Genomic DNA, 25,401 nt, shown 5'->3' on the forward strand with positions numbered 1-25,401 from the left:
AAAAAGTAGTGACGTCGCCCTGCGTCCTCTTCGGTTGGATGCGCGATGGAGACGGTGGCCCCGGGTGCACCCCAAGTGCCTGGCCGCATCACTCGTCGAGGCTGCCGTGGATGGCGAATTGTTCCAGCCCGGCATCCTGGGCCGCGATGGCGCGGTAGGTTTCGCGCACGCCGGCCTCGGTCAACTCACGCGCGACGGTCAGGAGCGTGTTGGGGTCGTGGTCGTCGCACATCTCGATCATTTGGGCGATCTCGTCGGCGGCCACCGGGCGGGCGGCGTCGATGTCGGGCGCGCCGTAGACCGAGACGAAGTGCTGCGCCAGGGCGTCGGTCAGCGTGGCGCGTTCGGGCTCTTCGATCTTTGTGACGGCCACGAAGGTCACGCGACCGAAGGTTTCCAGCCCCAGCCAGCCGTTCGAGAACGCCTGGCGCTGCTTGCCGCTGAGGTCGGCGTCGGACCAGTTGGAGAACTCGAACCCGCCCGAGATGCACCATTCGCCGGTGCGCGCCGGCGAGGGAAAGACGCGCGTGTCGCTCTCGTCAAAGTGGATGGCGCGGGCGAGTTTCATGACGCTTCCTCCAGCACGGTGCTGAGCGGAATGAGGCGGGTCTCGCCCCCGGTCCGCAATAGCAGTCCGAAATTTTCGTCGACGCCCATGAAGGTGCCGGCCAATTTGGTTGAGTCGGGGCCCTCGATGGTGATGTCCTCGCCGATGCCGTGCGCGAGGCCGCGCCATTCGGAGTGCAGGGCCCGGGGGCCATCGTCTTCCCAACGGGTGATCCAGACCAGCGTGTGGCGCGCCCAGCCCTCGAGCAGGGCGACAGGGTCCACGTCGGCGCAGCCTTCCTCGTAAAGCGCGGTGCGGTCGGGGGCGTCGCCCGGCACGGCGTCGGTCTGCATCAGCGGCATTTCCAGCCCCACCACGAGCCAGCCGGGCATGGCGGCGGGATCGGTCGTGCCCGCCATCGTGCGCAGGCGGCCGCAGGAGGCGCCGTTGACGCGCAGGCCCCCGGCCCATTCCAGGTGCACAGCCACCTCGGGCGGGGCGATGGCGCCAAGCGCGTTCTGAAAGCCGACGCCGCAGGTGGGCAACATGGCCATGGCCCGTTCCAGCGGTACCTCGGGGGCCATGATCAGCGCCGCGGCGAACCGGTTGGCCCCCACGTTATGCACGATGGTTCCGGCGTCGCAGCCAAGGGCCGCCATGGCGCAGGCTTTCTCGAACGGGTTGATGCCTGCGTCCACGGCGTGGCCCTGCATCAGGGGCGGAAAGGCCGGCTCGCGCGTCATGCCACGCCCTGTGCCACCAGCGCGCGCGCGATGTCGCGGAAGGCCTGCGACTGGGGCGCGTCGGGCTTGGACACCACGATGGGCGCGCCGCCGTCCGAGGCCATGCGGATGTCGATATGCAAGGGCACCTCGGCCAGCAGCGGCACGCCCATCTTCTGCGCTTCAACGGCGACGCCGCCATGGCCGAAGACATGTTCCTCGTGGCCGCAATTGGAGCAGATATGCGTCGACATGTTCTCGATCATGCCGAGCACCGGCACCTTGAGCTGGTTGAACATGTCGATCCCCTTGCGGGCATCGAGGAGGGCGACGTCCTGCGGCGTGGAGACGATAATGGCACCGTCCACGCGCGCCTTTTGCGCGAGGGTCATCTGCACGTCGCCAGTACCCGGCGGCAGGTCGACAATCAGCACGTCGAGCGCGCCCCATTGCACCTGCATCAGCATCTGTTGCAGCGCGCCCATCAGCATCGGTCCACGCCAGACCACGGCCTGGTCCTCGTTGGTCATCAGGCCCAGCGACATCATGGTGACGCCGTGGTTGCGCATAGGCAGGATCGTCTTGCCGTCCGGCGAAGCGGGCCGGCCCGAGACGCCCAGCATCCGGGGCTGCGAGGGGCCGTAGACATCGGCATCCAGAAGGCCGACGCGGCGGCCCTCCGCGGCCAGCGCGCAGGCGAGGTTGGCCGACACGGTCGACTTGCCCACGCCGCCCTTGCCGCTGGCGATGGCGATGATGTGGTCGACGCCGGGGACGCGTTGCGGGCCCTGCGGTTCGGCGGGCTTGCGTTTCGTCTGGAGGTCGGGCGGCGCCTTGGCGGAATGGGCGGTCAGCACGGCGGAGACCTCGGTCACGCCCGCAACGCCGCGCACGGCCTCCTGCGCCTCGGCCAGAACCGGCTCGTAGGCTTTCGACTTGGCGGGGTCGATTTCGAGCACGAAGCGGACGGTGCCGCCCTCGACATTCAGGCCACGGGTCACGCCCGCCGACACGATGTCGTCGCCCGTGCCTGGGTCTTTCACGTTCTTCAGCGCGGCGAGCACGCTTTCCCTTGTTGCCGTCACGTTCAGCCGCCCTTGATCGTGCCGGTGACCACGTGTTCGACATCGAGACCGTCCACGGTCAGCACGACCTTGGCCTCGAACGTCTTGCCCTCGGTGCCGTCGGTGTTGCGCATGGCGTCCTCGATGGCCTGCTGCGAGGTCACGCCGACCTGCTTGAGGAACTTGCGCATGGACATGTTGAAATCGTCGCTCATTTTACTCTCCTTTATCCAAGAGTGTTGACGCGTGGCTGCGAGCCTTTTTAGGCTTGGAACCATGCGTGGGCAATTCTTATCCCTGGTTTGCGTGATTGTGGTGGTCTGTCTCGGGATGTCCACCGCAGAAGGGCGCGCGGACGAGGATTTTCGCCTTGGCGCGCCGCCGCCGCTGATCGAAAGCGGGCTTCTGGAGTACGTTCTGCCGCGCTTTTCTCTGAAGACGGGAATCCGGGTTGAAGTCGTGGACCTGGACGCGGGCGGTGATATTCTGCTGGCGCCCGATGCCGAGGGGCCGCGTGTCTTCGACGGGCCGCAAGCGAAGTGGCGGATGCAGATCAACACGCCGAGCCACGAGGGTGCGGCGCGCTTCGCCGAGTGGCTGACCTCCGAGATCGGCCAGCGGACGGTGACCAGCTACGAGGTCGGGGGCGCGGCGCCGTTCGGCCTGCCGAAGGAGAACGCGCAGGAAGTGGCCGAGGTCAGTTTCGACGGGGATGCGGGGCTTGGGCATGACCTGTCGGTGGCGCATTGCGCCCGGTGCCACGCGGTGAGCGAGGCGACGCGGATGAATGCCATGGCCTCGACCCCCAGTTTCGCCGTGCTGCGGGCGATGGCGGACTGGGACCGGCGGTTTCAGACCTTCTATATCCTGAACCCGCATCCGGCCTTCACCCAGGTCAAGGACGTGACCGAGCCGTTTCCGATCAATCGCCCGTCGCCGATTGCGCCCATGGAGATCACCATAGACGACTTGCAGGCGATCCTGGCCTACGTGGCCGGCGTGAAGCCGGCCGACCTCGGGGCGCCGATCGAGCATCAGTGATCCCGGCGTTTCGAGAAATAGTCGTCGGTGGTGCGGACCTGCGGCCGCTCGCCGCCAGCGAAGGGGTTGTCCTTTGAGTGGAACTGCGCCTTCACACGGCAATCGTCGCACATCTGGATAAGCCGCGCCGCCGAGTCGGAGCCGAACATGGAATGCTTGCCCGCCAGTTTCTCGGTGATCCGGTCGATTGTGGATTTCACGCCGAACGCCACGCCGCATTCGATGCACTGGGCCGGTTCCTCCTCGTTCAGAACGACTTGGCCCATCGCCTCGTCGCGCAGGTTGAGGCGCGGCTCATAGCCGATGGCGTCCTCGGGGCAGATGTTGGCGCAGAGGCCGCATTGCAGGCAGGCGTCTTCCTGAAAGCGCAGCTCGGGGCGGTCGGGGTTTTCCACGAGCGCGCCGGAGGGGCAGAGCGAGACGCAGGAAAGGCAGAGTGTGCAGGCGTCGGTGTCGACCAGAACGGCGCCATAGGGGGCGTCGTCGGGCAGGGGCAGGATGGTGTCGTCGCCATGCAGAGCCTTGGCGGCAAGGCGCGCGACCTGGCGGCGGCTGCCCATGGGCAGGACCGGCTCGGCCACCGGATCGGGGCGGGCTGCGTCGGTGTAGAGAGCGTCGCAAAGCGCATCGGGCTCGGCCACGTCGAGGAGCGTCACGCGGGCCTCGCCCGCGATGGCGCGGGCGAGCGGGATCTCGCGGTCGAGCGCGTCGCGTTCGGTGGTGGGCGAGAGCAGGATCGTCACGTCTGTGAATCCAGATGCCAGCGCGGCCAGCATCTCGGCATGGCCGAACCCCGACAGCGCGGGCACTTCTAGCGGGATCACGTTGGCGGGCAGGCCGCGCGAATAGCGGGCGGCGAGGCTGATCATCTGCTGGCCGTGGCTGTCGTCGCAGACCAGCAGGCGCGGGGCGGTGCCGCCGGCCTTGCGGAAGGTCGAGGCCAGCGTCTGGATGCGGCGGAAGAGCGTGGCCGGCGAGGGCGCGTCGTAGGAGATGGCGCCCGAGGGGCAGAGCGCCGAGCAGGCGCCGCAGCCGGCGCAGATCATCGGGTCGACGGTGACGTGCTCGCCCGCCGGGGAAATCGCGCCGGTGGGGCAGACGTCGAGGCAGTTGGTGCAGCCGGTCTGCTGCGCGCGGGAATGGGCGCAGATCAGCGGCTCGACCGCGACGTAGAGCGGTTTTTCGAAGGTGCCGATCAGCTGGCTGGCCTCGAGTATCGCGTCGGCCACCGCCATCATGCTGCCGGGATCGGGGCGCAGGTAGCCCTCGCGCTTTTGCGGGGCGGGAAAGAGCGGGGTGCCGCCGGTCAGGTCGAGGATGACGTCGCATTCGGTGCGCGCACCGTCCCGCGGGGCGGTCCATGTCAGCGCACCGCGACCCGACGGGTCGACCTGTTGAAGAGCGTCGATCTGGACCGAGAAGCCCCCAAGGGCGCCGGTGGCGCGTTTCAGGTGCCCGCGAATGACGTCATGGCCCGCAGGGTCGGGCGCGTCCGCGTCATCGGTCAGCAGGGCGGTCACGCCGAGGATGTCCTTGAGCTTGTCGGCGGCGGGCAGAACGGTGCCGGAGGGGCCGATGATCAGGCACAGGCCTTCGGACATGACGTCGACGGATTTGCCCGAAGGCACGTCCAAGGTGGCCTCGGCCAGAAGGGCGGCCATTTTGGGTAGTTTGCTGGCGGGATCGTCGGACCATCCGGCCCGGTCGCGCAGGTCGGTGACAGGGGGCGCGGGCATCTCCATTTCGGCGGCGAGCTCGGTAAACAGGCGCTGTTCCTGGCGGCAGCAGAGGATGGCGTCACCCGACGCGATGGCCTGTGCCGTGGCGTCGGTCTGGGTGGTGCAGAGGCCGGAATGCACCGCGCTGCAGGTGAGGCCGGTGGCCGCTTCGAGCGCGTCCTTGTCGAGCTGCTGAGAGCCCGCACAATTGCACAGAATCAATTGCTTAGTCATTGTATGCCCCGGCTTTCACTGGCGGGTCGCGGGACGATGCCGCACGACGAGCTTATGGATTGCAATGCGGGTCCCTCCTCGCGAACCTGCACGGGCCTCACGCCGCTTTTCCCGACAAGCATGGTCAGGAATAGGGGGCGTCTGGCCTTCGATTCTTCTGCCCTTCGCGACGCCGTTGCAAGCGGGAAACCCGACCATTTTTCTCGTCCGGACATTCTGTCCATCGTTCTTTCGAATCCTGTCGGTGGCTGCCCAAATTGTCCAGATTTGCGTTCCGTCCACAATTGCATGCTTTTTTTCTTTGAGACGCCGGTGCAGTTGGCTCAGGATAAGTTATCGGGAGGATACCAGCCACACATGATCCACAATCCGGACATGTACGCCACTATGCCTTTGGGGATCGTCATGCGCCGCACGCCGGGCGTGACGCGCTGGGCTGCGTGGGCGTGGAGGGCGGTTGCCGTCCTGCCCGGGGCCGGCCCCGCCGCGTGGCGCGTGCTGCGCGAAGAAGGCGATATCACCGAATACCATGCTGCGACCATGACGCTTGAGCTGCACGGTGCGGAGACCGAAAGCTATCTGCACGGCCTGTCGGCGCAGGTCCCGTCGGTTTACGCGGTCTTTCGCAAGACGGGCGGTGATTGTCCGATGGAGGCAGTGCTGGTGACGGCCTCGCCCTATGAAGCGCAGGATTACGAGGACAATGGCGAGGATATCGTGGAGAAGATCCCGATGCCCGAAGGCCTGATCGCCTGGGTCCGGGATTTCGTCGAGACCTACCATATCGAGGAAGAATTCAAGAAACGCCGCCGCGACAAGGTCAAGGTGGACGCGCATGTGGACGGGATCGGCGACCCGCGTATCGTGCAGCAGCGCGACATCTACCGCTCGCCCACGCTGCGGCGGAAAGGGCGGATGCAATGAGCGCACGCGAGGATTTCTGGTCGCGACGCAAGGCGCGGGTGGCGGCGGAGGATGCCGCCGAAGTCAAGGCCCTCGAAGAGGCGCAGCGGGAAGAGGCGCGCGCATCGCTTGAGGAGAAAAGCGACGCCGAGGTGCTGGAGCTGCTGGGCCTGCCCGACCCGGACACGTTGGACAAGGGCGACGACTTCAGCGCCTTCATGGCCGAGGCCGTGCCGGACCGCATCCGCCGCTGGGCGTTGCGTCGGCTTTGGGGCACGAACCCGGCGCTGGCCAATCTCGACGGGCTTCTGGATTACGGCGAGGATTTCACCGACAAGGCGATGGTGATCGAGAACATGCAGACCGCCTATCAGGTGGGCAAGGGCATGTTGACCCATGTGCAGAAGCTGGCCTGCGAGGCGGAGGCCCTGACGGCCATGGCCGAGAGCGATGCCGAGGGTGAGGCCGAAGACGACACCGGCGCGCCGGAGACGGAGGTCGAGGAGTCGGTCGAGATGGCGGAGGCCGAGCCGGTCTACAGCTACACTTACGAGCCTGCCGCGGCAGAGGCGGACACGTACGCGCCGCCGCCGCGCCGGCGGATGCACTTCACCTTTGACGATGCAAGCGAGAGCACGAAATGAGCAACCAGGAGGCGGTCATGACCACAGAGGCGCGTGCCCAGATCGCGGAAGAGGACCGGCTGCGCGCCGATCTTTACGATTTCCTGGGCGTGTTGCTTGCGGCCCCGCCGTCCGAGGCTTTGCTGTCGCAGACGGCGAGTCTTTCGGGGGATAGCGAGACCGACCTTGGCGTTGCCGTCGCGGCGCTGTCGCGTATCGCCAAGCATACCAAGCCGCAGGCGGTGGAGCGCGAGTTCAACGCGCTGTTCATCGGGCTGGGGCGGGGCGAGCTTTTGCCCTATGCCAGCTATTACCTGACCGGGTTCCTGAACGAAAAGCCGCTGGCGAGTCTGCGGCGGGACATGGCGGCGCGGGGCATGACCCGGGCGCAGAACGTCTATGAGCCCGAGGACAACATCGCGTCGCTGATGGAGATGATGGGCGGGCTGATTACCGGGCGGTTCGGCAAGCCGGCCACCCTGAGCGATCAGAAGACGTTCTTCAACACGCATATCGGCCCTTGGGCCGGGCATTTTTTCACGGATTTGGAGGCTGCGAAGAACTCGGTTCTCTATGCCTCGGTCGGCGCTGTCGGCCGGGTGTTCATGGAGATCGAGGCGGAAGGTTTCCGGATGAGCGCGGAGGGATCCGCATGAACCGGCAGGGCGACCTGTCACCACCAGAGAGGAGGACTCTCATGAGCGAGAAAACGCAAGGCAACAGCCGTCGCGATTTTCTGAAGATGGCCGCCGCAGGTGCGCCCGCGGTCGCGGTCGCAACGGCAGCCAGCACCGGCACCGCCGAAGCGGCGGAACCGGACCTGTCATCGGACAAGATGCAGGACACTGCGCACACGCGCGCATACTTCGATAGCGCCCGGTTCTGACCGGACGTGATCACTTGACCTGCCGGCGACTGGTTGCGGGACGCCCGACTGTCGGTGGATAACCTTAGTACCCAGCAATCCCAATCGGGAAAGCTCGGGAGGAGAGAGAAACATGCTTAGGAAAAAGACCAACGGGGTTGCGCGACGCCCCCAGCGGACAAGTATCCTGTCTGAGGTCGGGGGAAAGACCATCGACCGCCGCGCGTTCCTGCGCGGTTCCGGCCTGGCCATCGGTGGCCTGGCGGCGATTGGCGCAACGGGGGGCAGTGTCACCCGGGCCAACGCACAATCGTCCGCAGCAGCGGCGGTTGAGACAGTCAAATCGGTTTGCACGCACTGCTCGGTCGGCTGCACGGTCGTGGCCGAGGTGAGCGATGGCGTCTGGGTGGGCCAGGAGCCCGGCTGGGACAGCCCGTTCAACCTGGGTGCCCACTGCGCCAAGGGCGCTTCAGTGCGTGAGCACGCCCACGGCGAACGCCGCCTGAAGTACCCGATGAAGAAAGAGGGTGGCGAGTGGAAGCGCATCAGCTGGGAGCAGGCGATCAACGAGATCGGCGACGGGATGATGAATATCCGGGAAGAAAGCGGCCCGGACAGCGTCTACTGGCTCGGCTCTGCCAAGCATAATAACGAACAGGCCTATCTGTTCCGCAAGTTCGCCGCCTACTGGGGCACGAACAACGTGGACCATCAGGCCCGTATCTGTCACTCGACCACGGTTGCAGGTGTTGCCAACACCTGGGGCTATGGCGCGATGACCAACAGCTACAACGACATCCACAATTCCCAGGCGATCTTCATCATCGGCGGCAACCCGGCGGAAGCACACCCCGTCAGCCTGCTGCACGTGCTGAAGGCCAAGGAACAGAACAACGCACCGCTGATCGTGTGCGACCCGCGCTTCACGCGCACGGCCGCCCACGCTGACGAGTATGTACGGTTCCGTCCGGGCACAGACGTGGCGCTGGTCTGGGGCATCCTGTGGCACATCTTCGAGAACGGGTGGGAGGACAAGGAATTCATCCGCACCCGTGTCTGGGGCATGGACCAGATCAAGGACGAAGTGTCCAAGTGGACGCCCGAAGAAGTCGAGCGTGTGACCGGTACGCCGGGCAGCCAGCTTGAGCGCGTGGCGCGCACGCTGGCCAACAACCGTCCGGGCACCGTGATCTGGTGCATGGGTGGCACGCAGCACACCAACGGCAACAACAACACCCGCGCCTACTGCATCCTGCAGCTGGCCCTTGGCAACATGGGCACGTCGGGTGGCGGCACAAACATCTTCCGCGGCCACGACAACGTGCAGGGCGCGACGGACCTTGGTGTTCTTAGCCACACTCTGCCGGGCTATTACGGTCTGTCGGCGGGGGCATGGGGCCACTGGTCACGCGTGTGGGGTGAAGATCCCGAGTGGCTGGCCGGGCGGTTCGTCACGACGAAGACCAAGGACGGCAAGGACCAGAGCCTGCAGAACCTGTCGGGCATCCCCGTCAGCCGCTGGATCGACGGCGTGCTGGAAGACCCCGAGAACATGGACAACCCCAACAAGGTGCGTGCCATGGTTCTGTGGGGCCACGCGCCGAACAGCCAGACCCGGATGACGGAGATGAAGACGGCGATGGAGCAGCTGGACATGCTGGTCGTGGTCGACCCGTATCCGACCGTGTCCGCGGTGCTGCATGACCGGACCGACGGCGTCTACCTGCTGCCGGCCTGTACGCAGTTCGAGACCTATGGCTCGGTCACCGCGTCCAACCGCTCGATCCAGTGGCGGGAAAAGGTCGTCGATCCGCTGTTCGAATCGAAGTCGGACCACGAGATCATCGGTCTTTTCGCGCAGAAGTTCGGTTTCCACGACCGGATGTTCCGCAACATCGGCATCGAGGATGACGGCGTGACGCCGAACATCGAGGACACGCTGCGCGAGATCAACCGCGGGATGTGGACGATCGGCTATACGGGGCAATCGCCCGAACGGCTGAAAATGCACATGGAGAACCAGCACACCTTCGACCGCACCACGCTGAAGGCGGTTGGCGGTCCGGCGGACGGCGACTATTACGGTCTGCCGTGGCCAAGCTGGGGCACGCCGGAGATGAAGCATCCCGGGACGCCGAACCTCTATGACATGTCGAAGTCGGTGGCCGAGGGTGGCCTGACCTTCCGCGCCCGTTTCGGTGTGGAGTACGAGGGCGACAACCTGCTGGCCGAGGGCGTCTACAGCGTCGGCTCGGAAATCCAGGACGGGTATCCCGAGTTCACCTACCAGATGCTTGTCGACCTGGGTTGGGACAGTGACCTGACCGAGGAAGAAAAGCGCGTCATGGGCCGTGTCGCGGGCGTCGAGGGTATCGACGAGGACGCGTCGGTCGGCAACCAGGACGACGGCGAGGAAGCGCAAAACGCGACCGAAGGCGGCCAGACCGAGGAGGTGCAGGAAACCGCCGAAGCCCAGAACCTGGCGCAGCCGAGCGGTGAGCAAGGGGCCGACGAGGAAGTGGGCGAGCAGGCGATGTCGCCGTTCCCGTCCGACTTCAACGAGCAGGTCTCTGCCGTCAACTGGAAGACCGACCTTTCGGGCGGTATCCAGCGGGTCGCGATCAAGCATGGCTGCGCGCCCTTCGGCAACGCCAAGGCGCGTGCCGTGGTCTGGACCTTCCCCGACCCGGTGCCGCTGCACCGCGAGCCGCTCTACACGTCGCGGCGCGACCTGGTCGCGGACTATCCGACCTACGAGGACCGGCACGCGTACCGCCTGCCGACGCTTTACGCTTCGATCCAGAAGAACGACTTTTCGAAGGATTTCCCGATAATCCTGACATCCGGTCGTCTGGTCGAGTACGAAGGCGGCGGCGACGAGACGCGGTCGAACCCGTGGCTGGCCGAGCTGCAGCAGGACATGTTCGTGGAAATCAACCCGCGTGACGCCAACAACCTTGGTGTGCGGGATGGCGAGCAGGTCTGGGTCGAAGGGCCCGAAGGCGGCAAGGTCAAGGTCATGGCCATGGTGACAAACCGGGTGGGCGAAGGCGTGGCCTTCATGCCGTTCCACTTCGGCGGTCACTTCCAGGGGGAGGACCAGCGGAGCAAGTATCCCGATGGCGCCGACCCCTATGTCCTGGGTGAATCCACCAACACCGCCCAGACATATGGCTACGACTCGGTAACCCAGATGCAGGAGACGAAGGCGACTCTCTGCAAGATCTCAGCAGCATAAGGAGAAGATGGAATGGCTAGAGCTAAATTCCTGTGTGACGCCGAACGCTGCATCGAGTGCAACGCCTGCGTGACCGCCTGCAAGAACGAGCACGAGGTGCCGTGGGGCATCAACCGCCGCCGCGTGGTGACCATCGAGGATGGCAACCCCGGCGAACGCTCGATCTCGGTGGCCTGTATGCATTGTTCCGATGCGCCGTGCATGGCGGTCTGTCCGGTGGATTGTTTCTACCAGAGCGAGGAAGGCGTTGTGCTGCACTCGAAGGACCTGTGCATCGGCTGCGGCTATTGCTTTTACGCGTGCCCGTTCGGCGCGCCGCAATTCCCGCAGGCGGGCAACTTCGGATCGCGCGGCAAGATGGACAAGTGTACCTTCTGCGCCGGCGGCCCCGAAGAGAACAACAGCCAGGCCGAGTTCAACAAGTACGGGCGCAACCGGATCGCGGAAGGCAAGCTGCCGATCTGCGCCGAGATGTGTTCCACCAAGGCGCTGCTGGCCGGCGACGGGGACGTGGTCGCGAATATCTATCGCGAGCGTGTCGTTTCCCGTGGCTTCGGCTCGGGCGCTTGGGGCTGGGGCACGGCCTATGACCAGAAGGGCGGCTGACCGCTTTTCGACGTCAGTCTGAGACCAGGCGAAAGAGGCGGGTGCGTCCCGCCTCTTTCATCCCGTCCCCGCGCAGGGGGGCAAGAGTATCTTGAGAAACGCACTTTGGATCACGTGAGCGCACGCCGCAAAGTCCGTTTCCCAGAATATTCGCAATGCACCGACGCGAAGGTGAGGCCCGCGACACAGGGTAGGGTAGAAAGGAAAAGACATGCACAGGCTGATTCTGATTTGTCTTCTGAGCTTGACGATGCTGGCCGCGCCGGGCGTGCAGGCACAGGAAGCGACCGACGGCGCGACCGAGACCCCGCAGGCGGACCGTTCGGCCACGGGCGGCGCGCAGACGCTGGAGGACATCCTGGCCCGGCAGCGCGGCGAGGAGGTGCCGGACCGCTCGCGTGCGGGTGAAGACCCCGATAGCGCAGGCGCCATGGTCGGACAGCTTGGAGCACTGGGCGGGTCGTCGGATGCCGACGTCTGGAGCGCGCTGCGCTATGGCACCGCCGACGTGACCGTGTCTTCGGGCGGTGCGCCGGCGCGGGTCCTGATCCAGGACAACGGCATGTGGTGGCTGAATTTCCGGCAGGGGCCGCTGATCAAGTACGGCGGATGGCTGCTCCTGGGCACGATCGCGTTTCTGGCGCTGTTTTTCCTGATCCGGGGCCGCATCCGCATCGACGGTGAAAAGACGGGCCGCACCGTGACCCGCTTCAAGTTCATCGAACGCTTCGCCCATTGGCTGATGGCCGGATCCTTCATTCTGCTGGGCCTCACCGGGCTGCTGGTCCTGATGGGGCGCAAGTTCATCATCCCGGCCTTCGGCCACGAAGTCTTTGCAACGGCGGCCGTGGCCTCGAAATGGATCCACAACAACGTCAGTTGGGCCTTCATGCTGGGCCTGATCCTGGCGTTCATCTTCTGGGTGGCGCACAACATTCCGAACAAGACCGACCTGAAATGGATCGCTGTGGGCGGTGGCCTGTTCAAGAAAGGCGTGCACCCGCCGGCCAAGAAGTTCAACGCGGGCCAGAAGATGATCTTCTGGTCAGTGATGATCCTGGGCGCGTCGATCTCGGCCTCTGGTCTGTCGCTTCTGTTCCCGTTCGAGTTGCCGATGTTCGCCAAGACATTCGTCATCCTGAACGACATGGGGGTGCCGCAGCTGCTGGGCTTCGGCGCGCTGCCGGAACAGTTGGCGCCGCATGAAGAGATGCAATACGCGCAACTGTGGCACGCCATTGTCAGCTTCGTTCTGATGGCCATCGTGATCGCGCATATCTACATCGGCTCGGTCGGGATGGAAGGCGCCTATGACGCGATGGGGTCCGGCCAGGTCGAGGAACAGTGGGCACGCGAGCACCACAGCCTGTGGCTGGACGAGGTGAAAAAGCGCGAGGGCGAGCCGAAGCCGGCCAACACCGCGACGACGCCCGCCGAATAGATGCGCGCCCTGCTGCTGGTATGCGCGGGCCTGCTGGCCGCCGGTGCGCCGGTGGCGGCGCAGGAGTTCACCACGCTGAAAGGTCATGGCGGGCCGGTCATGGGGATCGACGTGAACCCCGAGACAGGCCAGGTCGCCACGGCCAGCTTCGACAATTCCGTCGGGCTGTGGGAGGGCCGCGCGCCGCGCTGGCTGGAAGGGCATGACGCGGCAGTCATCACCGTGAGGTTCCTGGACGGGCAGACGGCGGCGTCGGGCAGCGACGATTTCGACGTGATCCTGTGGTCCCTGCCGGACGGCTCCCCGACACGTTTGGAAGGGCACCAAGGCAAGGTCGCCGAGATCGCGCTATCGCCGGATGGCGCGACGCTGGCGACGGCAAGCTGGGACGGCTCGATTGGCCTTTGGCCGCGCGACGGCGGTGCGGCACGGTTTCTGAAAGGGCACAACGCGTCGGTCAGCGATGTGGCGTTCAGTGCGGACGGCACACGGCTGTACTCGGCCTCTGCCGACGGGACGATCCGGTTGTGGCAGATGGCGGAGCCGGACGGCGCGCCGCGCGTTGTGGTGAACGCGGGTTTCGGCGTGAACCGCCTGATCCTCGACCCCGACGACAAGTGGCTGGCCTATGGCGCGGTGGATGGCGTGACGCGGGTGGTGGACCAGATGTCGGGCGAGACGCTCCGGGATTTCTCGCTCGACCGGCGACCGATCCTGTCGATGGCCTATCACGCGGCCAGCGGGCAGTTGGCGGTGGGCGACGGGCACGGGTTCATCATGATGATCGACACCGAAACGTGGCAAATTACGCGGGATTTCCGCGCCATGCGGCAGGGGCCGGTCTGGGCGCTGGAGTTTTCGCCCGATGGCACGATGATCTATGCCGGCGGGATCGAGGACGTGGCCTTCGGATGGCCCGTGGCGGACCTTGACGCGTTCGACCCGGCGGGCAGCGATCAGCGCAGCTTTCTGCGCGACCCCGAGGCGATGCCCAATGGCGAGCGGCAGTTCATGCGCAAGTGCAGCATCTGTCATGCGCTGACCCCGCCGCCCTCGCGCAAGGCGGGGCCGTCGTTGCACGGGCTTTTCGGGCGCAAGGCGGGGGGGGTGCCGGGCTATCCCTATTCGGAAATCCTGGACGGGTCCGATATCGTCTGGACAGAAGAGACCATAGATGCGCTTTTCGATATCGGCCCGGACCACTATATTCCGGGCTCGAAGATGCCGATGCAGCGCATCACCGCCGGGCAGGACCGGCAGGACCTGATCGACTACCTGCGCGAGGCCACGGAGCCTTGAGGCGCGCTTTGAAAGGGAGAACCGAGACATGAAAGCCATGCTTTCCGCGTTTGCCGCCACGGCCATCATCGCCGTTGTCGCGTGGTACGGGCTGCACGAGGCGGGCTTTTCCGCCGGCGAGCGCAATTCCGGGGAGTCGGTGCGGCTGGAGGACAGCTGAGGCATGACAAGACCCGCCGCCGCGCCCCTGCCCGGGACTTCGGCCGAAAAGGGCCGGGACGACTATGGCGAACACCTGCAATTCGCCTCGGTGCTGGTCATCGACGACGAGCCGGGGATGCGGAATTTCCTGATCAAGATCCTTGAGCCGCGCGTGAAGCGGGTCGAGCAGGCGCGCTCGGCCGAGCAGGCGGCCGAGATACTCGATCTCGCGCATTTCGACCTGGTGATCCTGGACAACGTGATGCCGGGCAAGACCGGGCTGGACTGGCTGGCCGATCAGCGGCGCGTCGGGCTTTTCGCCGACACGATCATGATTACGGCCTATGCCGACCTGGACACCGCCATCCGTGCGCTGCGCACGGGGGTGGCGGATTTTGTGCTGAAGCCGTTTCGCGCCAACCAGATCCTGAACGCGGTGGCCCGCGCGCTGGACCGCAAGTACCTGCGGCGCGAGAATTTCCTGCTGAAACATGAACTGAGTGAAGGCGGGCAGGCGGCGCGGGGGCGTTTGCTGGGAAACTCGCCGGCCATCCAGAAGGTGCGTGACGTGCTGGCGAAACTGGCGACGACGCCGACATCGGTGTTGTTCACCGGCGCCAGCGGCACCGGCAAGGAAATCGCCGCGCGCACGTTGCACGGAATGTCCGACCGCGCCGAGAAACCTTTCGTCGCGGTGAACTGTGCCGCCGTGTCGCCCGATCACATCGCCGAAGAACTGTTCGGCCTGGTGGAAGGGGGCGATCGTACGCGGGACGGCCTGTTTCTGCACGCGGACGGCGGCACGCTGTTCCTCGACGAGGTGGCGCAATTGCCCGAACAGGTGCAGGCGGGCCTGTTGCGCGTGCTGGAAGACCGCAAGATCCGGCCCCTGGGAGCAGAGCGCGAGATCCCGCTGAACCTGCGGTTCTTCTTTGCCACCAATGCCGATCTTCAGGCCGAGGTGGCGGCGGGCCGCTTCCGCGCCGACCTGTATCACCGGATCAACGTGGTGAACGTGGAAATGCCGCCTCTGGCCGACCGAAGCGAGGATATCGTCGAGCTTGCGGCGCTGTTCATGAGCGAATTTTCCCGTGCGCTGGCCTTGCCCGCGCTTGACCTCAACGAGGAAGTGCTGCTGAAACTGAGCCGCTATGACTGGCCCGGCAACGTGCGCGAGTTGCGCAACCTGATCGAACGCTCGGTGATCCTGGGCCAGTTGCCGGACGAATTCGAAGGGCAGGGCACCGTGACCGGCCAGGAGGCGATCGAAACCCTGGAGCTGGTGGAGCAGCGTCACATCATGAGCGTGCTGGACGCCTGCGACGGCAACCGCGCCGAGGCCGCGCGGCGCCTTGGCGTCAGTCGAAAGACGGTCGACCGCAAATGCGCGGCCTGGGGCCTCTGAACGACCCGGTGCCGTGTTCAGGCGGCGGAGAGTTGGTCATTGTGTTCGGGTAGCCAGACCGTGAACTCCGCACCGCCTTCTGCCCGGTTGCGCACGGTGATGATGCCGCCGGCCTGCCGGATCAGGGTCTGGCTGACCGAAAGACCCAGCCCGGTGCCTTCGCCGGGCTTGGTCGTGTAGAACGGGTCGAACACCGTATTGAGCCTTTCGCGGGCGATGCCGGGGCCGGTGTCGGCGACAACCAGCGCGGTGCCGTTCTGCCCGTCGCGCTCTGCGGGGCGCACAGAGATCGAGAGTTCGCCCGCGCTGTTCATCGCCTGGACCGCGTTCACGACAAGATTGATGATCACCTGCTGCAACTCTCCGGGATTGATTTGGACTGCCGGAGTTTCCGGCGCGCGGTCGGTCTTCACCGTAACCTCGGCGCGGGTGATCACGTGGTCCACCAGTACCAGGCAGTCGTCAAGGACGGTGGCAACGTCGACATGCTCTGAAAAGGCGTTGAACTCGCTGGGGCGTGCGAATTGCAGCAGCTTGCCGACGATGGCGTTTATGCGGCCGATCTGTCGGTCGATCAGGTTGAGTTCGGTCATCAGCGGGGTGGCGGCCTCGCCCAGGGTCTCGCGGATCACGTCAAGATTGCCCTGGATGACCGCGACAGGGTTGTTGATTTCATGGGCCACTCCGGCGGTGATTTCACCGATCGAGGCCAGTTTCTCGCTCATCACCAGCTGTTGGTAGGTGCTTTCCAGCTTGGCGTTGGCTTGGCGCAGTTCCGAGGTGCGATCCTCGACGCGGGTGTTCAACTCGTCCGCCCAGGAGCGCAGGGCACGGTCGCGAGCCTGGACCTGGTCCAGCAACTCGTCCAGATGCGCCGCCACCTGGCCGATTTCGTCGCGGTTGTCGACGGCGCCGATGCGGGCGTCCAACTGGCCGTTCTCGACCTGCTTGATCGTGTCGTTCATGCGTTCCAACGGAGAGAAGATTCCGCCCGCCATCCGAAGAAAAAGCGGTATGGTCAGCAACAGAATGCCGCCGAACGCCGTGAAGACGAGGATGTAGGCGCTGCGCTTGGCGGCCACGAAGGGCGCTTCGAGGAAACCGACATAGAGCATTCCGACGCGGTTGCCGAAACTGTCGGTCAGCGGCAGGTAGCCCGAGATGTACCAGTCGTTGACGACAAAGGCCCGGTCGAGCCAGGTGCGCCCTTCGCCCAGCACGCGATTGCGCACGACGGCCGAGACGCGTGTGCCCAGCGCGCGCTCGCCCTCGAACAGCCGGACGTTGGTGGAAACGCGCACGTCTTCGAGAAACAGCGTCGCGGTGCCTTGCCTGTCGGCCTTGGCGCCGCTTTCGGCCTGGTAGACCAGCGCATTGATCGTGTCGATGAAATCGAGGTTGCGGTTGAGCAGGATGCCCCCGACCAGGACCCCCGCGCGCCCGGGGGCGGGGACGTCTGTGGCCGTATGCACGACCATGCCGCGATCTTCGATCATCCGGTCGGTCGGGACTGCTGCCTCGGTTTCGATCAGCGGCAGGCGGGCGCGGTCCTCGAGCGTGGGGTCTATGGTGAAAAGATCGGTGCTGGAAAAGATGTCGATCTCGGTAGCGCTGTCGCCGCGCGTGGCCGCGGCGATGACCGGCCAGTCCCGCGCAGTCTCGTCCGCCCCGGACATCGGCAGGAAATAGAGGAAATCCAGGCCAAGCGCCTTACGCTCGGTGTCGAGAAAGCTTTGCATCTGGTCCTCGGAGCGGCTGGTGGCGTCGCGAAACCTTGTGGAGCGCGCCAGCGCGGCAACGCTGCCGCCGGTGGTGGCGAGGATCTGGTCCAGGTATTGTTCGGCGATCCGCAGGTCGCTTTCGACGTTGGCGATCAACAGGTTGTCGTAGTTCGCGGCCCAGCGGCTGACCGCCAGCCACAGCAGAAGCGGCAGCAGAACCACCAGCGGCAGCAATGCCAGGATCAGCAGGCGTAGACGAACCGATATCATCGCGAGGCAGGGCCTTTCCCTTTGCGAAAGAAGCTTAGGCGATGGCGCGCAAGGCGTCCATTCCGGCGGCACCGCCGCGCCGGGGGGAGGTTGCGTGATGTTTCCCCTAGCAACCCCAGTACCGTTAACCTAAGTTTCCCGGGAGTGTTGGTAGGCCAAACGCGGGAGATGGTACGGCATGGCGCGCCTTTTCATGCTGTTGTTGGTAACGCTTGCGATTGTCGCGTTGGCCGCGGTGGCGATGGCGGCGATGGCACGTGCGGCGCGGGACGCAGGATCCGTCGGGCGGGATATCGCCATAACGACAAGGGGAACGAACGTGCAGAAAATCGCCTATGCGGCTTTGTTCATATTGATGATGGGCGTCACCAGCGGCCTGATCGGGGGATTGTGACCGGCATGGCACGCAAGTTCGGCGGAAAATACAGCCCGGATGGCGGCGGCGAGAGGGTAACCGGCTCTGGCGATACCTCCTCCTACCGCGGCGCCACGGTGGAACCCGCGGGCGCGCGCGCCAACCTGATGTTTCTACCCGCGGTCCTGGTGCTGTTCACGTCGATCACCTCGGGTGCGACCGGCCTGGCGCTGGGAGTGGCATCTGCCGGGATCCTTGCGCTGTCTGCCTGGTTGCTGCGCGACGGGCTGAAGGCGGAGGCCGCGTATAACACGCGCAAGGTGGCGCGCAGTCCGGGCATTCCGCGCAAGCTCTTTTCGTCGGTTCTGGCGGGGCTGGGGATCGCAGTGGCGGCCTACAAGGTCGAGCCGGGGCTCGTGGCGCCGGTGATCTTCGGTGCGGTGACCACGGGGCTTCACGTCTTTTCCTTCGGGCTGGACCCGATGCGCGACAAGGGCATCGAAGGTATCGACAAGATGCAGACTGATCGCGTGGCCCGTGTGGTCGACCAGGCCGAAACCTATCTGCGGGCCATGTCGGATGCGATCACGCGGGCGGGCGACCGCAAGGCCGAAGCCAGGTTGGAGCGGTTCCAGGCAAGCGTGCGCAACATGCTGCGCACGGTGGAGAACGACCCGCGCGACCTGACGGCGACGCGGAAATACCTTGGCGTCTACCTGATGGGAGCGAGAGACGCGACGGTGAAGTTCGCCGATATCTACGCGCGGTCGCGGGATGAGAAGGCGCGGGCGGATTACCTGGATCTGCTGGGCGACCTGGAGACGAATTTCGAGGCGAAGACCAAGACCCTGCTGGCCGACGACAATAGCGACCTGGAAATCGAGATCGAAGTCCTGCGCGATCGCCTGGCGCGCGAGGGCATCCGTTTAGGCAACACCCGAGAATTTGAGGAAGGACATTGACGATGTCAGAAGACGTACGCACGAAGGCCGAAGCCGCTCTGGCCGAGGTGGAAGAGGTGAACCGCGTGGTCCTGCCCGAGCCGAAAGAGGCCGGAGCGGTGGTGCCGCTGGCAGACGCCGAGCCGGCCCTCGGCAACGAGATCCGGCAGCGGATGGACGAGATCGACATGAGCGATACGAATTCGATCGTCTCGTTCGGCTCGGCCGCGCAGTCGGAACTGCAGGAGATTTCTCAATCCATGCTGCAGGGCGTGCGCAACAAGGATGTGGGCCCCGCCGGCGACAGCCTGCGCGGTATCGTGACGACCATTCGCGGCTTTTCGGTCAGCGAACTGGACGTGCGGCGCGAACGGTCCTGGTGGGAGAAGCTGATCGGTCGGGCCGCGCCTTTTGCCAAGTTCACCGCGCGGTTCGAAGACGTGCAAGGCCAGATCGACAAGATCACCGATGACCTTTTGAAGCATGAACATGTGCTGCTGAAGGACATCAAGTCACTGGATCTGTTGTATGAAAAGACGTTGCAGTTCTACGACGAGCTAGCGCTTTATATCGCGGCGGGCGAGGAAAAGCTGAAAGAGTTGGACGAAAACGACATCCCCGCCAAGGAGGCCGAGGTCAATGCCGCGCCCGAGGATGATCAGGTGATGAAGGCGCAGGAATTGCGCGATCTGCGCGCCGCGCGCGACGACCTGGAGCGCCGGGTGCATGACCTGAAGCTGACGCGGCAGGTGACGATGCAGTCGCTGCCGTCTATCCGGCTGGTGCAGGAGAACGACAAGAGCCTGGTGACCAAGATCAACTCGACCCTGGTGAACACCGTGCCGCTGTGGGAGACGCAGTTGGCGCAGGCGGTCACCATCCAGCGCAGCGCCGAGGCCGCTGCGGCGGTGCACGAGGCCAACGACCTGACCAACGAGCTGTTGACCGCGAATGCCAAGAACCTGCGGGACGCCAACAAGACGATCCGCCAAGAGATGGAGCGCGGGGTTTTTGACATCGAGGCCGTCAAGCAGGCCAATGCGGATCTGATCGGCACGATCGAGGAAAGCCTGCAGATTGCCGACGAGGGCAAGGCGCGCCGCGCCAAGGCAGAGCAGGACCTGCAATCGATGGAAAAGGAACTGCGCGATACGCTGGCCGCCGCCAAGTCGCGCCGTGACAGTGTCGGCGAGAATGCCGGCGGTTCCGTTCCGGGGTAAGTGAGTAGAAACGTGCGTTACCTCCGACCGTTCAATTTCGGCGCGGCGATGCTGGCCGGTGCGTTCGCGCTGGTAGGCTGCAACGCGGTCGAGCCCGAGACGCCGCCCACCAAGCCGCAGGCGCGCCCGAACGCGATGGTGCGTGCGCCGCTGCCGGACGGCCCTTCCGAAGCCAGCCAGAACCTGGCTCGGTACTACACGCGGGTGGAGAACGACCTTGTGGCCCAGGGCCTGATGCGGCGCGACGGCGGCGGCGTGGACACGCCTTTCACCGATACCGACCTTCTGCGTAATTTCATCCGGATCGGGTTTTTCGAGGAGTATCAGCGCGACAAGGGCCTGCTGCCATCTGAAAGCGGCCCCGTGGCGATCAAGAAATGGACCGGGCCCGTGCGCATCGGCGTCGAGTTCGGGCGCAATGTGCCGGACGCGATCAAGTCGACCGAGCGCGCGCGGGTGGCGGCCTATGCCAACCGCCTGGCGCGGATCACCGGACACCCGATCTCGGTCAGCGACGCCTCGCCCAATTTCGTCGTGATGTTCATGAGCAACGACGATGCCGCACAATCGCGTGCGCGGGCGCTGGAAGTGATCCCGGCGATTGCCAAGTCCAACCTGGCGATCGTCACGAACCTGCCGCGCTCGACCCAGTGCTTCGTGATCTCGGCAGGCACCCGGAGCGAAAACGATCTGGGCGTGGCCCTGGCCTATATCCGGACGGAATTGACCGACCTGCAACGGTTGGCCTGCATCCACGAGGAAATCGCGCAAGGCCTGGGCCTGACCAATGACAGCCCGCGGGCGCGGCCGTCGATCTTCAACGATGACGAGGAGTTCGCCCTGTTGACCACCCATGACGAGATGTTGCTGGAGGCGCTTTACAATCCTGCGCTGAAGCCGGGCATGGGTCTGGACGATGCGCGCCCGATCCTGCGGCGGTTGTTCGAGAGGGGCGCGTCGTGAAGCGCGTTCGGGAGGACAGCGCATGAAGCTTCTGCCGCGTCTTTTGTTGATTCTCGGCCTCTTTCAGGCCGCCGGAGCAGCGGGCGCGGAGGAAGGTGCGTTGTCCTATCTCGCCGATCTCAGCGAAAGGCAGGGCCAATGGGCTGATCATGGCGTCATCGAGTTTCCATCAGGCAAGGTCTTCTTCGGTGATCCGACCTATGGTGACGGCGCGCACATCAAGGACCCGCGCGCTGCACCGGCCTCGACCGCGCGGCTGTGGACCTACAGCTATGATTTCATCTGGCAGGGCGACGGGTCCACGGGGACTCAGAATGGCATTCTGTGGCTTGAATTTTCGGGCAAAACGCCGGTGCGCAAGGGCGAGCGGGTCGGCTTTGGCGCGGATGCTGCGGTGATCGGATTTGGGGATCTGAACGGCGGCAAGGCACTGACGGCGCTTGGCGAGCGCTGGCAGAAGGCGGGCAAGGGCGACAGTTTCGAGTTCTTGCAGCCGTTCCTTCTGGATGGTCCGTACATGTTTACCAGGAAGGTAGAGATACCTCAAAGCGATGCGGCAATCTATCTTGTCACCACCGGAACAGATGGTGGTTTTGACGCTGTCTGGCTTTATGATGCCACGGGAGACGTCAGCGGTATCCTTGTCGATATCGCGGGTCGCAAGAGCGACCGCAAGTTCATCGACACCCTGATCCCGGGGTGACACGTGCAATACACAGGACATAGACATGGGCATTTTCGATTTTCTTTCAGGTGAATTCATCGACGTCATCCACTGGGTGGACGACACGCGCGACACGATGGTCTGGCGCTTTGAACGGCACGGGCACGAGATCAAGTACGGGGCCAAGCTGACAGTGCGCGAGGGGCAGGCGGCGGTCTTCGTGCATGAGGGGCAGTTGGCGGATGTGTTCACGCCGGGTCTCTACATGCTCGAGACCAACAACATGCCGATCATGACGACGCTTCAGCACTGGGATCACGGGTTCCAGAGCCCGTTCAAGTCCGAGATCTATTTCGTCAACACGACGCGGTTTACGGATCTCAAGTGGGGTACGAAGAACCCGATCATGCTGCGGGATCCGGAATTCGGGCCGACGCGCATCCGGGCGTTTGGCACCTACAGCACGCGCGTGACGGATCCGGCGAAGTTTCTGACCGAGATCGTCGGTACGGATGGCGAATTCACGATGGACGAGATCAGCTATCAGGTCCGCAACATCATCGTGCAGAGCTTCAGCCGGATCATCGCGGGCAGCGGTATTCCGGTGCTGGACATGGCGGCCAATACCGCCGATCTGGGCAAGCTGGTGGCCGCCGAGATTTCCGCGGTGGTGGCAGACTACGGGCTGACCATCCCGGAATTCTACATTGAGAACATCTCGCTGCCGCCCGCGGTGGAAGAGGCGCTGGACAAGCGCACCTCTATGGGCCTGGCCGGAGATCTGGGCAAGTTCACGCAGTATTCCGCGGCCGAGGCAATGACGGCAGCGGCCAAGAACCCGGGCGGTGCCGGGGGCGGCATGGGTGCCGGGATCGGGGCCGGTCTTGGCATGGCGATGGCGGGTCAAATGGCCGGGCAGGGCGGCCCTTGGGGCCAAGCTGCGCATCAGCCGTCATCGGCTGCCGCGCCCGCGCCGCCCCCGCCGCCGGTCGAGCATGTCTGGCACATCGCGGAAAACGGCCAGACCCACGGGCCCTATTCCAAGGCGGCTTTGGGCCGGATGGCGAGCGACGGCAAGCTGACGCGGGACAGCCATGTCTGGACCGCCGGGCAGGATGGCTGGCTGAAAGCCGGTGACGTGCAGGAACTGGCGCAACTCTTCACCATCCTGCCGCCGCCGCCGCCCGGGGCGTGAGGGCGTTCAAGGCACGACGGCTGGCGACGCAGGTCCTGCATTGGACGACCGGCGTGCTTTTGTACCTTCTTTTGTCCGTCGACGACCGGATATTCGGCCTGTTGGGCTGGGCCTTTGTTGTGTCGGGCGGGGCGCTCTGCGTTCTGTGGCTGTGCTTCGGCCTGCTGAACAAGGGGCCGGGTCCGGCGCTGGAGGGTGTGTTGCGCACCGCGCATCCGTGGCTCAGCCGGGGGATGTACGTTCTGCTGGGTTGGGCGGTGGTGGCCCTGGCCGCCGGCGCGCTGGAGCGGCCCTTGCCGGGGCCGGAGGCGCGGACGGCCTTGCTGGTGCTGGGGGCGGCCGCGCTCTTTCACGCGATATTCCATCTTTGGCGCCACACGGCCTTGCGGGACGGGGCGCTGCGCCGCATCATCCCGGTCAAATTGCACAAGTACCTGTAGGCATATGCTCGATTCCCCGACCGTAGACCAAGAACACCGTTTCCCCTGCGACCAGTGCGGCGCCGATTTCCGGTTCGATCCCCAGGCAGGCAAGCTGATCTGCGATCATTGCGGCAACGAGGCGGAAATGGAGCAGGCCGGCCCCTGGGCCGCGCCCTTGAAGGAACTGGATTTCGGCGCGGCGGTGAAGGGCACATTGGACGCGTCGGAGATCGAGGAGACCCGCGTCGCGACCTGCCCCAACTGCGCCGCGCAGGTGGAATTCGACGCGACGGTGCACGCCAGAGAGTGCCCGTTCTGCGCCACGCCGGTGGTCACCGATACCGGCACCCACCGGCATATCAAGCCGCGCGGGGTCTTGCCGTTCAAGGTGGACGAACCCGCCGCGCGGGGCGCGATGACCGACTGGCTGGGCCGGTTGTGGTTCGCGCCCAACGGGTTGCAGGAGTATGCCCGCAAAGGGCGCAAGATGCAGGGCATCTATGTGCCCTACTGGACCTATGATGCCGACACCAGGTCCAGCTATACCGGCGAGCGCGGGACCGTCTATTACGAGACCAAGACGGTGATGCGCGATGGCAAGCGGCAGCAGGTGCAGGTCGCCAAGGTCCGCTGGACGCCGGTGCGGGGCCGGGTGGCGCGGTTCTTCGACGATGTGCTGGTGCTGGCCTCGAAAACCCTTCCCAAACGCTATACCGATGCGCTGGAGCCGTGGGAGCTGGGCGAATTACAGCCCTACAGCCCGGAATTTTTGGCCGGGTTCCGGGCCGAGGGGTACCAGGTGACGCTGGAGGACGGGTTCGTGCAGGCGCGCCAGATCATGGATGCTCGGATCGCACGGGATGTGCGGTTCGATATCGGTGGGGATCGGCAGCGCATTCATTCCATAGACACGGCGGTCAGCGACGTGACCTTCAAGCATATCCTGCTGCCGGTGTGGCTGGCGGCCTACAAGTACCGGGGCGAGACCTATCGCTTTGTCGTCAATGGGCGCACCGGAAAGGTGCAGGGCGAGCGGCCCTATTCGGCGATCAAGATCGCGATTGCCGTGGTGATCGGGATCATCGTGGCGGCAGCGGTCGGGTACGGCGTGGCGATCAGCCAATGAGCGGGGATGGCGACGCCCTGAAGCGGCTGATGCAGGCCCGCTACTCGTGCCGCGCCTTCCGGCCCGATCCGGTGGCGGACGCTGTGATCGAGCGGATCGTCGACACGGCGCGACACACCGCAAGTTGGAACAACACGCAGCCTTGGGAACTTCTGGTGACGCGGGGCACGGAGACGGAGGCGTTCCGTCAGGCCCTGCTGAGCGAGGTACGGACGGGCAAGCCCGGGCCGGACATGGACTGGCCCGAAAGCTATCCCGGCGAACTGGGCGAGCGGCGGCGCACTTGCGGCTATGCGCTATACAACGCGGTCGGCATCGCGCGGGAGGATCGCGAGGCGCGGGCGCGGCAGTCGATGAGGAACTTCGAGCTGTTCGACGCGCCGCACGTCGCCATCCTGCATATCCCGCAGGTTCTGGGGCCCTATGGCGCGCTGGACGCGGGCGGGTTCCTGACGGCCTTCATGCTGGCGGCGACGGCCGAAGGGCTGGGCACGATCGCGCAGGCGGCGGTCGCGGCCTATCCGCACGTGATACGGCGACAGTTCGGGCTGCCCGAGCACCACGCGATCCTCTGTGCGATTTCATTCGGCTATGCCGATGAGACGCACCCGGTGAACCAGTATCGCACCGAGCGCGAAGACGTCGGTGCAATCCTGTCCTTCAAGGGCTGAGGCCGG

General features: G+C 65.1%; 26 protein-coding genes. 20 read left to right on the forward strand and 6 right to left on the reverse strand.

Annotation, left to right across the window (positions count from 1 at the left end; translation table 11 throughout):
* Positions 1–88: 88 nt before the first annotated feature.
* The 4 genes from FIU85_RS16005 to FIU85_RS16020 are packed head-to-tail and all read right to left on the reverse strand — an operon-like array spanning position 89 to position 2,548.
* Positions 89–568, reverse strand: a complete 480-nt coding sequence (locus FIU85_RS16005; protein WP_152497593.1) for a DUF6505 family protein — start codon at positions 566–568, stop codon at positions 89–91.
* On the reverse strand, positions 565–1,290 hold the full coding sequence (locus tag FIU85_RS16010) for a biotin/lipoate--protein ligase family protein (RefSeq protein WP_152497594.1): 726 nt from the start codon (positions 1,288–1,290) through the stop codon (positions 565–567). The genes FIU85_RS16005 and FIU85_RS16010 overlap by 4 nt, the downstream gene beginning before the upstream one ends.
* Positions 1,287–2,354: an iron-sulfur cluster carrier protein ApbC gene (apbC, locus tag FIU85_RS16015; protein WP_152497595.1), complete on the reverse strand. Its 1,068-nt coding sequence runs from the start codon at positions 2,352–2,354 to the stop codon at positions 1,287–1,289. Before apbC ends, FIU85_RS16010 begins: the two co-directional genes overlap by 4 nt.
* A 2-nt stretch (positions 2,355–2,356) precedes the next feature.
* On the reverse strand, positions 2,357–2,548 hold the full coding sequence (locus FIU85_RS16020; protein WP_152493481.1) for a DUF6494 family protein: 192 nt from the start codon (positions 2,546–2,548) through the stop codon (positions 2,357–2,359).
* 115 nt (positions 2,549–2,663) lie between these two features.
* On the opposite strand from FIU85_RS16020, the gene FIU85_RS16025 reads away from it, so the two are divergent.
* Positions 2,664–3,374: a hypothetical protein gene (locus FIU85_RS16025; protein ID WP_152497596.1), complete on the forward strand. Its 711-nt coding sequence runs from the start codon at positions 2,664–2,666 to the stop codon at positions 3,372–3,374.
* Here FIU85_RS16025 and FIU85_RS16030 read toward each other — a convergent pair.
* Positions 3,368–5,326: a 4Fe-4S binding protein gene (locus tag FIU85_RS16030; protein WP_152497597.1), complete on the reverse strand. Its 1,959-nt coding sequence runs from the start codon at positions 5,324–5,326 to the stop codon at positions 3,368–3,370. The genes FIU85_RS16025 and FIU85_RS16030 overlap by 7 nt on opposite strands.
* A 357-nt stretch (positions 5,327–5,683) precedes the next feature.
* On the opposite strand from FIU85_RS16030, the gene FIU85_RS16035 reads away from it, so the two are divergent.
* The 10 genes from FIU85_RS16035 (at position 5,684) to FIU85_RS16075 (ending at position 15,847) form a co-directional block, all read left to right on the forward strand.
* The gene (locus FIU85_RS16035) at positions 5,684–6,250 is read left to right on the forward strand and encodes a DUF3305 domain-containing protein (RefSeq protein ID WP_254702924.1); all 567 of its coding nucleotides are present in this window, start codon (positions 5,684–5,686) and stop codon (positions 6,248–6,250) included.
* The gene (locus tag FIU85_RS16040; RefSeq protein WP_152497598.1) at positions 6,247–6,873 is read left to right on the forward strand and encodes a DUF3306 domain-containing protein; all 627 of its coding nucleotides are present in this window, start codon (positions 6,247–6,249) and stop codon (positions 6,871–6,873) included. The genes FIU85_RS16035 and FIU85_RS16040 overlap by 4 nt, the downstream gene beginning before the upstream one ends.
* Positions 6,870–7,508, forward strand: coding sequence for a molecular chaperone (locus FIU85_RS16045; RefSeq protein ID WP_152497599.1), 639 nt, complete (start codon positions 6,870–6,872; stop codon positions 7,506–7,508). The genes FIU85_RS16040 and FIU85_RS16045 overlap by 4 nt, the downstream gene beginning before the upstream one ends.
* Before the next feature lie 41 nt (positions 7,509–7,549).
* Positions 7,550–7,738 (forward strand): ubiquinol-cytochrome c reductase iron-sulfur subunit N-terminal domain-containing protein, encoded by a 189-nt coding sequence (locus FIU85_RS16050; RefSeq protein ID WP_057795128.1) that lies wholly within the window; start codon positions 7,550–7,552, stop codon positions 7,736–7,738.
* Positions 7,739–7,850: 112 nt separating this feature from the next.
* Positions 7,851–10,955, forward strand: coding sequence for a formate dehydrogenase subunit alpha (locus tag FIU85_RS16055; RefSeq protein ID WP_152497600.1), 3,105 nt, complete (start codon positions 7,851–7,853; stop codon positions 10,953–10,955).
* A 12-nt stretch (positions 10,956–10,967) separates the two neighbouring features.
* The gene (fdh3B, locus tag FIU85_RS16060) at positions 10,968–11,561 is read left to right on the forward strand and encodes a formate dehydrogenase FDH3 subunit beta (RefSeq protein WP_103762212.1); all 594 of its coding nucleotides are present in this window, start codon (positions 10,968–10,970) and stop codon (positions 11,559–11,561) included.
* A gap of 211 nt (positions 11,562–11,772) precedes the next feature.
* A complete protein-coding gene (locus FIU85_RS16065) occupies positions 11,773–13,002 on the forward strand; it encodes a formate dehydrogenase subunit gamma (RefSeq protein ID WP_152497601.1) in 1,230 nt (409 codons plus the stop codon).
* Positions 13,003–14,301: a c-type cytochrome gene (locus tag FIU85_RS16070; RefSeq protein ID WP_152497602.1), complete on the forward strand. Its 1,299-nt coding sequence runs from the start codon at positions 13,003–13,005 to the stop codon at positions 14,299–14,301.
* A gap of 28 nt (positions 14,302–14,329) precedes the next feature.
* Positions 14,330–14,461, forward strand: a complete 132-nt coding sequence (locus tag FIU85_RS22545; RefSeq protein ID WP_261391623.1) for a hypothetical protein — start codon at positions 14,330–14,332, stop codon at positions 14,459–14,461.
* A 3-nt stretch (positions 14,462–14,464) separates the two neighbouring features.
* On the forward strand, positions 14,465–15,847 hold the full coding sequence (locus tag FIU85_RS16075) for a sigma-54 dependent transcriptional regulator (protein WP_152497603.1): 1,383 nt from the start codon (positions 14,465–14,467) through the stop codon (positions 15,845–15,847).
* Between the two features lie 17 nt (positions 15,848–15,864).
* On the opposite strand, the gene FIU85_RS16080 is transcribed toward FIU85_RS16075, so the two are convergent.
* Positions 15,865–17,838, reverse strand: a complete 1,974-nt coding sequence (locus FIU85_RS16080) for a cache domain-containing protein (RefSeq protein ID WP_152497604.1) — start codon at positions 17,836–17,838, stop codon at positions 15,865–15,867.
* A 178-nt stretch (positions 17,839–18,016) separates the two neighbouring features.
* Here FIU85_RS16080 and FIU85_RS16085 point away from each other — a divergent pair, with 178 nt between their 5' ends.
* From FIU85_RS16085 to FIU85_RS16125, 9 genes are read left to right on the forward strand one after another with little or no spacing between them, the layout of a single operon-like run.
* The gene (locus FIU85_RS16085; protein WP_152493470.1) at positions 18,017–18,232 is read left to right on the forward strand and encodes a hypothetical protein; all 216 of its coding nucleotides are present in this window, start codon (positions 18,017–18,019) and stop codon (positions 18,230–18,232) included.
* Between the two features lie 5 nt (positions 18,233–18,237).
* A complete protein-coding gene (locus FIU85_RS16090) occupies positions 18,238–19,155 on the forward strand; it encodes a 5-bromo-4-chloroindolyl phosphate hydrolysis family protein (protein WP_152493469.1) in 918 nt (305 codons plus the stop codon).
* 2 nt (positions 19,156–19,157) lie between these two features.
* On the forward strand, positions 19,158–20,354 hold the full coding sequence (locus FIU85_RS16095) for a toxic anion resistance protein (protein ID WP_152497605.1): 1,197 nt from the start codon (positions 19,158–19,160) through the stop codon (positions 20,352–20,354).
* 12 nt (positions 20,355–20,366) lie between these two features.
* Complete coding sequence (locus tag FIU85_RS16100) at positions 20,367–21,317, forward strand: DUF2927 domain-containing protein (RefSeq protein ID WP_254702925.1); 951 nt, start codon at positions 20,367–20,369, stop codon at positions 21,315–21,317.
* A 22-nt stretch (positions 21,318–21,339) separates the two neighbouring features.
* Positions 21,340–22,020 (forward strand): hypothetical protein, encoded by a 681-nt coding sequence (locus FIU85_RS16105; protein WP_152497606.1) that lies wholly within the window; start codon positions 21,340–21,342, stop codon positions 22,018–22,020.
* 25 nt (positions 22,021–22,045) lie between these two features.
* The gene (locus FIU85_RS16110) at positions 22,046–23,176 is read left to right on the forward strand and encodes an SPFH domain-containing protein (protein WP_152497607.1); all 1,131 of its coding nucleotides are present in this window, start codon (positions 22,046–22,048) and stop codon (positions 23,174–23,176) included.
* Positions 23,173–23,616 carry a hypothetical protein gene (locus FIU85_RS16115; RefSeq protein ID WP_172978901.1) on the forward strand — a complete coding sequence of 148 codons (444 nt, stop codon included), beginning with the start codon at positions 23,173–23,175 and terminating at the stop codon, positions 23,614–23,616. The genes FIU85_RS16110 and FIU85_RS16115 overlap by 4 nt, the downstream gene beginning before the upstream one ends.
* A gap of 4 nt (positions 23,617–23,620) precedes the next feature.
* Positions 23,621–24,724 (forward strand): TFIIB-type zinc finger domain-containing protein, encoded by a 1,104-nt coding sequence (locus FIU85_RS16120; protein WP_152497609.1) that lies wholly within the window; start codon positions 23,621–23,623, stop codon positions 24,722–24,724.
* A complete protein-coding gene (locus FIU85_RS16125) occupies positions 24,721–25,395 on the forward strand; it encodes a nitroreductase (protein WP_152497610.1) in 675 nt (224 codons plus the stop codon). Before FIU85_RS16120 ends, FIU85_RS16125 begins: the two co-directional genes overlap by 4 nt.
* Positions 25,396–25,401 lie beyond the last annotated feature (6 nt).

Origin of the sequence: Roseovarius sp. THAF8 (assembly GCF_009363735.1) — a bacterium.
Classification (GTDB): domain Bacteria; phylum Pseudomonadota; class Alphaproteobacteria; order Rhodobacterales; family Rhodobacteraceae; genus Roseovarius.